This window comes from Methylobacterium sp. P5_C11 (assembly GCF_054049775.1).
In genome coordinates this window covers 1-12,687 of record NZ_JBFULS010000003.1, presented here as the reverse complement: position 1 = coordinate 12,687, position 12,687 = coordinate 1, and the positions used below count along the sequence as shown (strand labels likewise).

Below are 12,687 nucleotides of genomic sequence, written 5' to 3'. Positions count from 1 at the left end.
AACCCTGCGTTGTATCGCCGGCCCCGCAGCGTCCCGGTTCTGGTCCTGGTCGACATGCAGCAGGAATACGAGATCGCGGGGCGGCCCCTCGCCCTGTCGGGGATCGCGCCGGCCCTGCGCAATTGCCGGCGGGCGCTCGACCATGCCCGCGGGAGCGGCATGCCGGTGGCCTATGTCCGTTGGGTCGGTGCGCCCCTGTTCCAGGCGGGCAGCCGCTTCGCGCGGTGGATCGAAGGCTTCGAGCCGCATGGCTGCGACATGATCTTCGACCGGGACCGGCCGTCCTGCTACGCCAGCCCCGCCTTCGCCGACGCTATGGAGCGGGGATGCCCGCCGCTGGTCATCGCGGGCTTTGCCGGGGAATCGTCCTGCCTCGCGACGGCGGTGGACGGTTTCCATCGCGGTCAGGAGGTCACGTTCCTGTCCGACGCTTCGGCGAGCCACGGTCTGGACGGGATCGGTGCCGACGAGATCCACCGTTCGGTGAGTGCCGTCATGCGCGTCTTCGGCGACGTCGCCGACACGCAATCCTGGATCGCGGCCTCAACGCCGTTCAAGGCGATGCGCACCGCTTCGAAACCGAGGCACGTCAATGACTAACCGAGGCCAGGACCGGCCACTTCCCGATCCCCATCCTGTCGGCGACACCGATGTGGACGTTCGCCTCGGCCGGCACGCGATCGCACTGCTTCAGGCGGCGCGCGACGCGGGCGAACCGAAGTTGATCGCGCAAGCCGAGGCGATGGCCATGGCCGTGGGATTTGCGCTGGCGAGCCGACTGTCGGACGACGGCACGGACGATTGATCAGTCCGTCCCGTCGTCGCCACCGATCAAGCGCATGGCGCGCAAGCGGGCGGTCCGCTCGTCGCGGGCGCTCCTGTCCGCGTCGAGTGCGCGCCAGAGGGCCAGAAGCTCGGTTTCGCGATGCGTGCCGACGGTCACGTCGGCATCGCGCGCCGTGTCGCTATGATCGAAGGCGTCCATGTTCGAAGTCCCGCGCCCTGAATTGTGGTGCGCTAACAGACCTTTCTCGCGCCGGTCCAGCCCGAAAGTTGTGCAGATCCCGTACAATCCGTCCCGATCGTCATGCTTTGACGAAACAGTTGCCGGCTCTTGAACGAGGACGCTGCCGCCCTGCTTTGACCGGCTTGGCCGCAGCGCAGCCTTGAGCGTGGACCGACGCCAGCGGTCTATGAAAATATCAACAAGACGATATCAGTTTCGAATACGGATATGATTTATATATCGGTCGCTATATCAACATCATTCGCCGTCGATAATTTCTGAATTATCGAAATAAGCATTCTCCGGAGTTTCGAGAGGCAGGCGAATGTCTCAGAAACATCCCGGACACCGAACTATGGCAATCCCGGCGGGCAGGCTTCGCTGGTGCGGTCTCGTGCGAGATCCAACTTCCCGGCGCGTCAAGCCTGAGAGTGCGTCAGCGCGGCGATGATGGATTCCACCACCTCGATCTGCTCCTGCACGGCGACCAGCCGCGGTCCTGCTTCGGCCCCRTCGCCCAGCACGAAGGTGCCCTTCTGCCGGCGCGCGTCGCGCAGCTTGCGGACCGACGCGACGATGATCTGTCGCTCCTCGATCAGGGCATCGCGCAGCTCGTTCAGGCCGTCCAGTTCCGGAGTCGAGGCCATGCGCCGTTCTGGTCCCTTTTCGTTGACGCAGCCCCGGCGGACACCGCGTACCGCCGCGCGCGGCACTGACCGTCCGCGCGGGGCGCCGGACTGGCCGACGCTAACCTGTGTGGATGGCGGTTGCACGCCTTCGGGCCGCGCAGGATCGGCACGCCCGGCAAATCGCTACGATGTCCGGCGGGCGGATTGCATGCTATTGAATGCAAAATTATCCGGGTGCTCGGATCGGTCGAACCAACGGGCGGATATCGGCTCATGTTGAGTGGGGACGTTCACGATCGCGACGAGTCGCGATCGGACGAGAGTGGCGTGGATCGGAGCGCTGCTTCGGGCCATCGAACCGCGACGGTACCGGCGCCGAAGCGCTCCCGCGCGGCCGGACTCCTCCTCCTGCTGCTGCTCGCGGCTGCCGGCGGCGGCGCCTACGGCTATACGCGACTGAACCAGCCCGCCGTGAAGTCCAGGGCGGCCGCGCCGCAGCCCGTGCCCGTCACCCTCGGCAGCGTGGAACAGGGGCCGTTCGCGCTGGTCTCGAACGGACTCGGCACCGTGCAGGCCTACAACACCGTCCAGGTCCGCACGCGCGTCGACGGCGAGATTCAGAAGGTCGCGTTCCGGGAGGGCCAGACCGTCCATAAGGGCGACGTGCTGGTGCAGATCGATCCGCGGCCCTACCAGGCCGCCCTCGATCAGGCGAAGGCCAAGAAGGAGCAGGACACCGCCAATCTCGGCAACGCCAAGGCGGATCTCGTCCGCTATACCGGCCTGGGCGCCTACGCGTCCCGCCAGCAGACCGAGACGCAGACCGCCCTGGTCGCCCAGCTCACCGCGCAGGTCGCCTCCGATCAGGCTGCGATCGACAACGCGACGACCCAGCTCGGCTACGCGACGGTGCGGGCGCCGATCGACGGAGTCACGGGCTTCCGGCAGGTCGATATCGGCAACATCGTCAACGCCGCGGGCCAGACCCCGATCGTGACGATCACGCAGGTCGAGCCGATCTTCGTCGTGTTCACGGCGCCGGAGGATCAACTGCCCGCGATCGCCGCAGCCCTGCATCACGGCGACGTGCCGGTGGAAGCCTGGAGTTCGGACGGGCTGACGAAGCTCGCGGACGGCAAGCTTGCCCTATTCAACAACCAAGTCGATGCGGCGACCGGCACGATCCGCCTCAAGGCGGTCTACGAAAACAAGGACCACGCCCTGTGGCCGGGCCTGTCGGTCTCCACCAAGATGCGGGTCGGAACGGTCGCCGTCGCCATGACGGTTCCCGACAATGCCATCCAGCACGGTCCCGAGGGTCTGTTCGTCTTCTCGGTGGATGATGGAAACCGCGCCCATCAGCGCGCGCTGAAGGCGGGACGCTCCGATTCCGGGCGGACCCGGATCCTCAGCGGGGATCTGCAGCCCGGCGAGCGGGTGATCGTCGCAGGCCAGTACAAGGTTCAGGACGGCAGCCTCGTGGGTGACCCGCATGCCGCCCACACCGCGCAGGCGGAGACAGTCCGGTGAGGGTGAGCGAAGCGGCGGTGACGCGAGCGGTTCCGCGCGAGGCTGGACGGTGAAGGGCGGCATCTCCGCGCCGTTCATCCGGTTTCCGGTGGCGACCACGCTGATCATGGTCGGCATCCTGTTCCTCGGGGTCGTGGCCTATCCGCTGCTGGGCGTCGCGCCGCTGCCGCAGGTCGACTTCCCGACGATCCAGGTGACCGCGCAGCTCCCCGGCGCGAGCCCGGAGACGATGGCCTCCTCGGTGGCCCAGCCCCTCGAGCGACAATTCTCGCAGATCCCGGGCGTGTCGCAGATGACCTCGACGAGTTCCCTCGGGATCTCGACGGTCACCGTGCAGTTCGACCTCAACCGCAACATCGACGGTGCGGCGAGCGACATCCAGGCGGCGATCAACGCCGCCAGCGGACAACTGCCGAAGAATCTGCCGACCCCGCCGACCTATCGCAAGGTCAATCCGGCCGACTCGCCGATCCTCCTGCTCTCGGCCACGTCCGACAGCATGCCGCTGATCGACGTGGACGATGCGGTCGACGTGCAACTCGCCCAGCGGATCAGCCAGATCTCGGGCGTCGCCCAGGTTTTCATCGGCGGCCAGCAGAAGCCGGCCGTGCGCGTCCAGATCGATCCGGCCAAGCTCGTCGCGAAGGGTCTGTCCCTGGAGGACGTGCGCGCGCAACTCACGCTCACCACCGTGAACAACCCGAAGGGCAGCATCGACGGTGGCAGCCACAGCTACACCATCTACGCCAACGACCAGCTGACCGCGGCGAAGAACTGGGATGACGTCATCGTCGCCTATCGGGACGGCGCGCCGCTCCGCGTGCGCGACATCGGCCGCGCGGTCGCCGGCCCGGAGGACACCAAGCAGGCGGGCTGGACCAACGGCAAGCGCGGCATCTTCCTTGTGGTGTTCAAGCAGCCCGGCGCGAACGTCATCGACACGGTGGACAGCATCAAGGCCCAGCTGCCGCGCCTCACCGCCACGCTTCCGGCCGCCATCAAGGTCGGCATCCTGAGCGACCGGACGCAGACCATCCGCGCCTCGGTGGAGGACGTCCAGTTCACCCTGCTCCTGACGATCGCCCTGGTCGTCGGGGTGATCTTCATCTTCCTGCGCAGCTTCTGGGCGACCGTGATCCCGAGCGTGACCGTGCCGTTGGCGCTGCTCGGCGCCTGCGCGCTGATGTGGATGGCGGGCTACACCCTCGACAACCTCTCGCTGATGGCCCTGACCATCTCGGTCGGCTTCGTGGTCGACGACGCCATCGTGGTGCTGGAGAACATCAGCCGTTACGTCGAGGAAGGCATGCGGCCGATGGAGGCCGCCTTCAAGGGCGCGGGCGAGATCGGCTTCACCATCGTTTCGATCTCCGTGTCGCTGATCGCCGTGCTGATCCCGCTTCTTCTGATGGGCGGGATCATCGGCCGGCTGTTCCGTGAGTTCGCCGTCGTGCTGTCGATGACGATCGCCGTCTCGGCCTTCGTCTCATTGACGCTCACCCCGATGATGGCGTCGCGGCTGCTCAAGCCGCACGACGCCGAGCGCCATGGGCGCCTCTACCGCATGAGCGAGGCCGGGTTCGACTGGCTGCTGTCGGTCTACGCCGACGCCCTCGACGTCGCCCTGCGGTTCCGCCGCGTCACGCTGCTGGTGTTCTTCGCCACGCTGGCGCTGACCGGCTACCTGTTCGTGGCGATCCCGAAGGGCTTCTTCCCGCAGCAGGACACCGGCTTCATGATCGGTGTCACCGAGGCGTCCCAGGACATCTCGTTCTCGGCGATGAAGACCCTGCAAGAGAAGGTCGGCGCCATCGTCCAGGCCGATCCGGCGGTCGCGACCGTCGGCATGTCGCTCGGCGGCAACGGCCAGGCGCTCAATTCCGGGCGGATGTACATCACGCTTAAGCCGCGCGAGGAGCGCGACGCCAACGCCTTCCAGGTGATCGGCCGCCTGCGCCCGAAGCTGGAGCGCGTGGAGGGCATCCGGACCTTCATCCAGGCGACCCAGGACGTGCGCACCGGCGGCCGCACCTCGCGGACCCAGTTCGAGTACACGCTCCAGGATCCGGACCTCGCCGAGCTGAACGCCTGGGCGCCGCGCATCCTCGACAAGATGAAGACCCTGCCGGAGCTGCGCGACGTCGCCACCGACCAGCAGACCCGGGGCACGACGCTGACGCTGTCGATCGACCGCGACGCCGCCTCGCGCTACGGCATCACGCCCCAGCTCATCGACGACACGCTCTACGACGCGTTCGGCCAGCGCCAGATCGCGCAGTACTTCACGCAGCTGAACAGCTACCACGTCGTGCTGGAGGTCCTGCCGGCGCTGCAGGGCAGCGTCGACAGCCTCGACAAGATCTACATCAAGGCGCCGATCGGCGGCGGCCAGGTGCCGCTCGCGGCCTTCGCCCGCTGGACGACCGATCCGGTGGCGCCGCTCGCCGTGAACCACCAGGGCCAGTTCCCGGCGGTGACGATCAGCTTCAACCTCGCCTCCGACGTCGCCCTCGGCCAAGCGACCGAGGCGATCGGCCAAGCGATGCGGGACATCCAGGTGCCGCCGACCGTGGTGAGCGGCTTCCAGGGGACAGCCCAGGCCTTCCAGCAATCGCTCTCGACGGTGCCGCTCCTGATCCTGGCGGCCCTGTTCGTGGTCTACCTGATCCTCGGCATCCTCTACGAGAGCTTCATCCACCCGATCACGATCCTGTCGACCCTGCCTTCGGCGGGCGTCGGGGCTTTGGCGGTGCTGATGTGGGCGGGGTTCGACTTCAGCCTGATCGCGCTGATCGGCATCATCCTCCTCATCGGCATCGTGAAGAAGAACGGCATCATGCTGGTCGACTTTGCCATCGTGGCCGAGCGCGAGGAGGGTCTGAGCCCGGAGGTGGCAATCCGGAAGGCAGCCCTGCTACGCTTCCGCCCGATCCTGATGACCACCATGGCGGCCCTGCTCGGCGGCATCCCGCTCATGCTCGCCACGGGCACCGGGTCCGAGATCCGTCAGCCCCTGGGCTACGCCATGGTGGGCGGCCTCGCGGTCAGCCAGATCCTGACGCTCTTCACCACGCCGGTCATCTACATCTACCTCGACCGGCTGGCGCACCGCCTGTCCTTCCGGGACAAGCCGGAGACCGTGGACGCCACAAGCGGCGATCCGGAGCCGGTGGAGGAGGTCCGCGGACCGCCCGCACTGCGCGCGGCGGAGTGAGCCGAGAGGGATTGCGTCTCTGCAAAGGGGACGAGACAGGCCGGCGCGGGGCCGACGGCCACGCGCCCGTGTCACCCTATTGCGCTTGGCAGGGCTCGGTGGCGACCCAGATCAACCGGCGGAAGGCCCGCTGGGCCGCCTCGAGACCGAAGGACGCGGATGAGCCCGAACCTGCCGCTGCGAGGACTGACCGTCCTGGCCCTCGAGCAGGCGGTCGCCGCCCCCTACTGCACGTCGCGGCTGGCCGATGCCGGGGCGCGGGTCATCAAGATCGAGCGGCCCGAGGGCGATTTCGCCCGCGGCTACGATGCGGCGGTCAATGGGCTGGCGAGCTACTTCGTCTGGCTCAATCGCGGCAAGGAGAGCCTCGTCGCCGACATCAAGAATCCCGAGGACGCGAGCCTCCTGCACGCGATCCTCGCGCAGGCCGACGTGTTCGTGCAGAACTTGGCCCCCGGGGCGGCCGCCCGCGCCGGCTTCGGGTCGGCTGAGCTGCGCGCGCGCTACCCGCGCCTGATCACCGTCGACATCTCCGGCTACGGCGCCGGCAACGCCTACAGCGACATGAAGGCCTACGACCTCTTGGTCCAGGCGGAGAGCGGGCTTGCCGGCATCACCGGCCATCCGGCCGGACCCGGGCGCGTCGGCGTCTCCGTCTGCGACGTCGCCTGCGGGATGGACGCCCATGCCGCGGTCCTGGAGGCGCTGATCGCCCGCGGGATTTCCGGGCAGGGCTGCGCCCTCGAGGTCAGCCTGTTCAGCGGCGCCGCCGACTGGATGAACGTGCCCCTGCTCTACTTCGAGGGCACCGGGTCGGTCCCGCAGCGGCTCGGCCTCGCCCATCCGTCGATCTGCCCCTACGGTGCCTTCCCCACCGCGGATGGCAGCCTCGTGCTGATCTCGATCCAGAACGAGCGCGAATGGGCCAATTTCTGCACCGGCGTACTGAACGAGCCGGACCTCGCTCGGGCCGAGGGGTTCGCGTCCAACAACGCCCGGGTGGCCAACCGTGCCGCCGTCGATCTGCGGATCGGCGCCGCGCTGGTGCGGCTGAGCCGCGACGCGGCCGCCGCCCGGCTGAAGGCCGCCGGCACCGCCTACGGCTTCGTCAACACCCTGGCGGATCTCGCCACGCACCCGGCCCTGATCCGCGCGGAGGTGGAGACGCCCGCAGGCCCCGCCCGCATCGTTGCGCCGCCGGTTCTGATCGACGGTGAGGCCCGCGCCCTCGGGCCGGTGCCGGCGATTGACGCGCATGGAAAGCAAATCCGGGCGGAGTTCGCGCGGCGGACCTGAGCCCCTAGATACGGCGGCAGAATCAAACCCCGGGAGGAGACGATGAGGCTCGACGGCAAGATCGCGCTCGTGACGGGCGCCGGCAGCGGCTTCGGGGCCGGGATCGCCCAGCGCTTCGCCGCCGAAGGCGCGCAGGTGGCCTGCGTGGACATCGACCGGGCGGCGGCAGAACGGGTCGCGGCCGAGATCGGTGACCAGGCCCTGGCCATCGCGGCGGATGTGGGCCTCGCCGCCGATGTCGCCGCCAGCGTTGCCGAGACCCGGCAGCGCTTCGGCGTGCCGCACATCCTCGTCAACAACGCCGGGACCACCCACCGCAACAAGCCGCTCATGGAGGTGACCGAGGAGGAATTCGACCGGGTCTTCCGGGTGAACGTGAAGTCGATCTTCCACTACGTCCGGGAAGTCGCGCCGCTGATGCGCGACGCGGGCGGCGGCGCCATCCTGAATGTCAGCTCGACGGCGGCGCTGCGGCCGCGGCCGGGGCTGACGTGGTACAACGCCTCCAAGGGGGCGGCGAGCCTCGCCTCGAAGTCCCTCGCCCTCGAACTCGCGCCCTGGAAGATCCGGGTGAACGCCCTCTGCCCCGTCATGGGCGCGACCGGGCTGCTCGAGCATTTCATGGGCGTCCTCGACACGCCCGAGAATCGCGACCGGTTCATCGCGACGATCCCCCTCGGACGCCTCTCGGACGCGAGCGACATCGCCGCGGCCGCCCTTTTCCTCGCCTCCGACGAGGCGGCCTTCATCACCGGCGTCGATCTCCCCGTCGATGGCGGCCGCACAGCCTGAGGAGTCTGTCGATGGAGACCTATACCGACATCCGCGAGGCGGTCGCCAAGCTTTGCGCGGGCTTTCCGGGACCGTACTGGCGCGCCCTCGACCGGGACATGGCCTACCCGACGGAGTTCGTGAACGCGCTGACCGAGAGCGGCTATCTGTCGGTGCTGATCCCCGAGGCGTATGGCGGCTCCGGCCTGCCGCTCTCCGCGGCCGCCGCGATCCTCGAGGAGGTGCAGCGGGCGGGCTGCAACGGAGGCGCCTGCCACGCGCAGATGTACACGATGGGCACGCTGCTCCGGCACGGATCGGAGGCCCAGAAGGCCGAGTACCTTCCGGCGATCGCGGAGGGGCGCCTGCGGCTCCAGGCCTTCGGCGTGACGGAGCCGACCTCCGGTACCGATACGAGCAGCCTGAAGACCACGGCGCGCCTGGAGGGCGATCATTACGTCGTCAACGGCCAGAAGATCTGGACCAGCCGCGCCGAGCATTCGGACCTGATGCTGCTCCTCGCCCGGACGACGCCGAAGGCCGAAGGCATGAAGCGCACCGACGGCTTGTCGGTGCTCCTCGTCGACATGCGCGAGGCGAAGGGCAACGGGCTCACGATCCGCCCGATCCGGACGATGATGAACCACGCCACCACCGAGGTCTTCTTCGACAATCTCCGGGTGCCCGTGCAGAACCTCATCGGGGAGGAAGGGAAGGGCTTCCGCTACATCCTGTCGGGCATGAACGCCGAGCGGATCCTGATCGCCGCCGAGTGCATCGGCGACGCCAAGTGGTTCATCGACAGGGCCAGAGCCTACGCGGGCGAACGATCCGTCTTCGGCCGGCCGATCGGTGCCAACCAGGGCGTACAGTTCCCGATCGCCAAGGCCTACGCCAACATGCGCGCGGCCGAGTTGATGGTCCGGGAGGCGCTGGCGCTCTACGAGGGCGGCGCAAACCCCGGCGCCGAAGCCAACATGGCCAAGATGCTCGCCGCCGACGCTTCGTTCGAGGCGGCCAATGCATGCATCCAGACCCATGGCGGCTTCGGCTTCGCCGAGGAATACGACATCGAGCGCAAGTTCCGCGAGACGCGCCTCTACCAAGTCGCGCCGATCTCCACGAACCTGATCCTGGCCTACCTGTCCGAGCACGTCCTCGGCCTGCCGCGCTCGTACTGACATGTCCGATCTCTCCGCCTGGATCGGCCGCACGCGCGACGCGTCGGACCTCGTCACACCGCGCCTGCTGGCCGAGTTCCGCGCCACCTTCGCGCCGCATCTGGCGCCCGTCCCAGACGGGGTGGCGCCGCCGGCCCTGCACTGGTGCCTCGCGCCGGAGACGCCGCCGGCCGAGGCCCTGGGACCGGACGGCCATGCCGCAAAGGGTGGCTTCCTGCCCCCGGTGCCGCTGCCGCGGCGGATGTGGGCCGGTGGCGAGATCGAGACGCTGGCCGATCTCCGCGCAGGCGATCCGGTGACGCGGACCGAAACGGTGCGGGACATCGCCTTCAAGGCGGGCAGAAGCGGGCGCCTGTGCTTTGTCACCGTCGACCACGCGGTCGCGACCGGCCGCGGCCTCGCGCTGCGCGAACGGCAGGACATCGTCTATCGCGAGGCGGCGGGGGCGCAGTCCGGGACGAATGCGGCGCCCGAACGCGACGATCCGGCAGCCTACGACCTCGTCTGGGACGTACCGGCGACGCCGACGCTGCTGTTCCGCTACTCGGCGATGACCTTCAATGGCCACCGCTTCCACTATGATCAACCCTATGCGACCCAGGTCGAAGGCTATGCCGACCTCGTGGTGCATGGACCCATGCAGGCGAGCTTGCTGATGAACCTCGCCGCCACGCTGCTCGGACGCGTGCCACGGACGTTCCGCTATCGCGGCGTGTCGCCGATGACCGCGAATCAGACGTTTCGCGTGTGCGGCCGGATCGCGGGGTCAGCGTTCGATGGGGTGGCTGTCGACGCGGCCGGCCATGTCCGCATGCGCGCCCACGCCGACCTGTAACGTTTGTCGGCGGTCCGATCAGGATCTGCATCGGATGCCGCCCCGACCCTGTCGGGGAGTCCGGCATGGCGAGCGCGGCAACGCGACCCGGGGATTCGCCGCCATGAAGGAACCGCGCTGTCCGTATTGCTCCGCAGCGCACCTCAAGGCGGTGGGCCGGTAAGCGCTCGACGAGGAGCGGATTGCGCAGGCGTCCGCCTCCGGGGCAGCCGATCGGTCGGGACGTATGGTCCGGGCCACCGCCGCGGCTGTCGTGCCCGGATCATCCGCCTCGGCCAGCATGGAGGTCATCTGCCCTGGCGACCGACTTCGGCCCGTGCCGGCGAGAACGGCGTGACGAGAACGGATCAGGGATCGGGATACGGGGGCAATGCAGCGCCATTCGCTGCCAGTCTCCGTATCCAGAGGGCCTTACGACCTCCACGAGGCTGCCGTCACCGCGTGCTGACCGCTGAACCGGACATCGCAGCATTCTCGGTATCGGTATCGGGGACACTCATTCAGGCGATAATCGAACGATCTACGTAGTTTTCCACCACATCCATCGTCATTTCAGCGGGCAAAATACGCACGACTAGTAATTTCGAGGAAGCCATCGATTGTCCGATGCTTAATTTGCGAAATCATACGCACTGATGATCGAGACGCGTCGCGCACTCTTGCTCACATCGATGCTGTTGTCATAAACTGAAGGCAGCGTGGATGATAGTTATTATTGACATTGATCATTCTAGGAATTCAAATAGATGTCATTTTAATATTGTAAGGGAGGTTTTTTGAAATCTTTTTGCAATAGATTCTGCCGATATTTCAGGCACGGATACGACTTTTTGTCTTGGTCATCGCCAAAGGTAGCTCAGGGAAGGATAAAATGCTGAAAATTGTTCCTGATCGACATCTGTAATGTCTCGATACGTCGCTTCGACCTGTCTCTGATGAAAACGCTATTTTCGACGGATCATTTCGATTCACGCCTCCGCTATGCGCGCTGGCGCGAGACCTTGATGGATCGCGGCGTTCCCCTTGAGCAGAGACGCATCGACGAGGGTCCGTTCAACGGAAGACTGGAGATCGCCAACGTCGGCCCGCTCCTCATCACCAGGGTCTCGCACGACGCACTTCGCAGCGAGGCGACGCCCGGTCTGATCCGCCGCAACGGGAAGGAGGGAACGGTCGTCGTGATCTTCAAGCTTGCGGGCTTGGCGAGGCGCAGCCAGGACGACCGATCCTCTGTGCAGCAGGCCGGGGAGTTCGTCGTCCTCGACCATCGCCCCGCGACACATGAGTCGAGCGTCGGTAGCCAGACCCTGTTCATGGAGATCCCGCGCGAGCGCCTCGAAGCCATGCTCGGGCCGAGCCGGTTCTATACGTCCCTGACGATGGGCAGGGACCTTGCTTCCACGGCCCTGACCACCCGGTTCTTTCACGAATTGATCCGGGTGCATCACGACCTCGACGGCGAAGCCGGAGCCCGCATGGCGCAGGTCGGCACCGACCTGATCGTGGCCACTATCGCCGAGCGGCTCGCGAGGGAGGTTCCTCGGCCGCTTCAGGGCAGCCTCGTGATTCAGCGTGCCAAGGCGTACGTCGAGGCTCACCTGGGCGACCCGGACCTCGACCCGCCGCGCCTTGCCGCCGCCGTCGGCGTATCGTTGCGCAGGCTCCAGGAGCTGTTTCAAGACCGGGGACAGCTCATCTCCGATTGGATCTGGCGGCGACGGCTGGAGTCCGCGAGCGCGCGCCTGTCGGATCCCGCTTGCGTCCACGTCTCTATCGGCATGCTGGCCTACGAGAACGGCTTCACCAGCCAAGCGCACTTCTCCCGACGCTTCAAGCACCACCATGGCGTGAGCCCGCGCGATTACAGAGTCGCAGCTCTCCTCGGTGCAGAATCCCGCGATGTGGTGTGACGGTTCGGACCTGACACGTTCAGGTTCTTTCCATCAGCCCTAAAGGACGTCCTAGAGCCGTGCCCGGCCGCGTTGCGACGGGTTAGCGGTTTGCCGCGTTGAGTGGTGAAGGAGCCCTCGATGCCTTCACCGTTGTCTGTCGATCTGCGCGAGCGTGTCGTGGCGGCCGTGGCCGAGGGCGCCTCCTTCCATCGAGCGGCGGCCCGGTTCGGTGTAAGCGTGTCGAGTGCCAGCCGCTGGTCGGAGCGGTTCGCGCAGGAAGGCCACGTCGCGCCCAAGCCGACGGGCCCAAGCCGACGGGCGGCGACGATCGTC

The 12,687-nt window shown here is 67.2% G+C and carries 12 protein-coding genes; 10 read left to right on the top strand and 2 right to left on the bottom strand.

Going from position 1 to position 12,687, the window contains the following annotated elements; all coding sequences use genetic code 11:
* The first annotated feature begins 9 nt into the window (after window positions 1–9).
* The gene (locus ACXJKQ_RS02810) at window positions 10–600 is read left to right on the top strand and encodes a cysteine hydrolase family protein (protein ID WP_457104257.1); all 591 of its coding nucleotides are present in this window, start codon (window positions 10–12) and stop codon (window positions 598–600) included.
* A gap of 52 nt (window positions 601–652) precedes the next feature.
* Window positions 653–805, top strand: coding sequence for a hypothetical protein (locus ACXJKQ_RS02805; protein ID WP_457104256.1), 153 nt, complete (start codon window positions 653–655; stop codon window positions 803–805).
* On the opposite strand, the gene ACXJKQ_RS02800 is transcribed toward ACXJKQ_RS02805, so the two are convergent.
* The gene (locus ACXJKQ_RS02800) at window positions 806–985 is read right to left on the bottom strand and encodes a hypothetical protein (protein ID WP_457104255.1); all 180 of its coding nucleotides are present in this window, start codon (window positions 983–985) and stop codon (window positions 806–808) included. It abuts the gene before it with no gap.
* Window positions 986–1,425: 440 nt separating this feature from the next.
* Complete coding sequence (locus ACXJKQ_RS02795; RefSeq protein WP_457104254.1) at window positions 1,426–1,719, bottom strand: HOOK family protein; 294 nt, start codon at window positions 1,717–1,719, stop codon at window positions 1,426–1,428.
* A gap of 189 nt (window positions 1,720–1,908) precedes the next feature.
* Between ACXJKQ_RS02795 and ACXJKQ_RS02790 the strand changes: the two genes are divergently transcribed.
* The 8 genes from ACXJKQ_RS02790 to ACXJKQ_RS02755 all read left to right on the top strand — a co-directional run.
* Window positions 1,909–3,165, top strand: coding sequence for an efflux RND transporter periplasmic adaptor subunit (locus ACXJKQ_RS02790; protein WP_457104253.1), 1,257 nt, complete (start codon window positions 1,909–1,911; stop codon window positions 3,163–3,165).
* Between the two features lie 49 nt (window positions 3,166–3,214).
* The gene (locus tag ACXJKQ_RS02785) at window positions 3,215–6,379 is read left to right on the top strand and encodes an efflux RND transporter permease subunit (RefSeq protein ID WP_457104252.1); all 3,165 of its coding nucleotides are present in this window, start codon (window positions 3,215–3,217) and stop codon (window positions 6,377–6,379) included.
* A 159-nt stretch (window positions 6,380–6,538) separates the two neighbouring features.
* Window positions 6,539–7,675: a CaiB/BaiF CoA transferase family protein gene (locus tag ACXJKQ_RS02780; protein ID WP_457104251.1), complete on the top strand. Its 1,137-nt coding sequence runs from the start codon at window positions 6,539–6,541 to the stop codon at window positions 7,673–7,675.
* 42 nt (window positions 7,676–7,717) lie between these two features.
* A complete protein-coding gene (locus tag ACXJKQ_RS02775) occupies window positions 7,718–8,467 on the top strand; it encodes an SDR family oxidoreductase (RefSeq protein ID WP_457104250.1) in 750 nt (249 codons plus the stop codon).
* Window positions 8,468–8,478: 11 nt separating this feature from the next.
* The gene (locus tag ACXJKQ_RS02770; RefSeq protein ID WP_457104249.1) at window positions 8,479–9,627 is read left to right on the top strand and encodes an acyl-CoA dehydrogenase family protein; all 1,149 of its coding nucleotides are present in this window, start codon (window positions 8,479–8,481) and stop codon (window positions 9,625–9,627) included.
* 1 nt (window position 9,628) lies between these two features.
* Window positions 9,629–10,462, top strand: coding sequence for an FAS1-like dehydratase domain-containing protein (locus tag ACXJKQ_RS02765; RefSeq protein ID WP_457104248.1), 834 nt, complete (start codon window positions 9,629–9,631; stop codon window positions 10,460–10,462).
* Between the two features lie 935 nt (window positions 10,463–11,397).
* Window positions 11,398–12,372 carry a helix-turn-helix domain-containing protein gene (locus ACXJKQ_RS02760; protein WP_457104415.1) on the top strand — a complete coding sequence of 325 codons (975 nt, stop codon included), beginning with the start codon at window positions 11,398–11,400 and terminating at the stop codon, window positions 12,370–12,372.
* Window positions 12,373–12,492: 120 nt separating this feature from the next.
* A partial coding sequence (locus ACXJKQ_RS02755) for a helix-turn-helix domain-containing protein (RefSeq protein ID WP_457104247.1) occupies window positions 12,493–12,687 on the top strand: 195 nt, incomplete at its 3' end.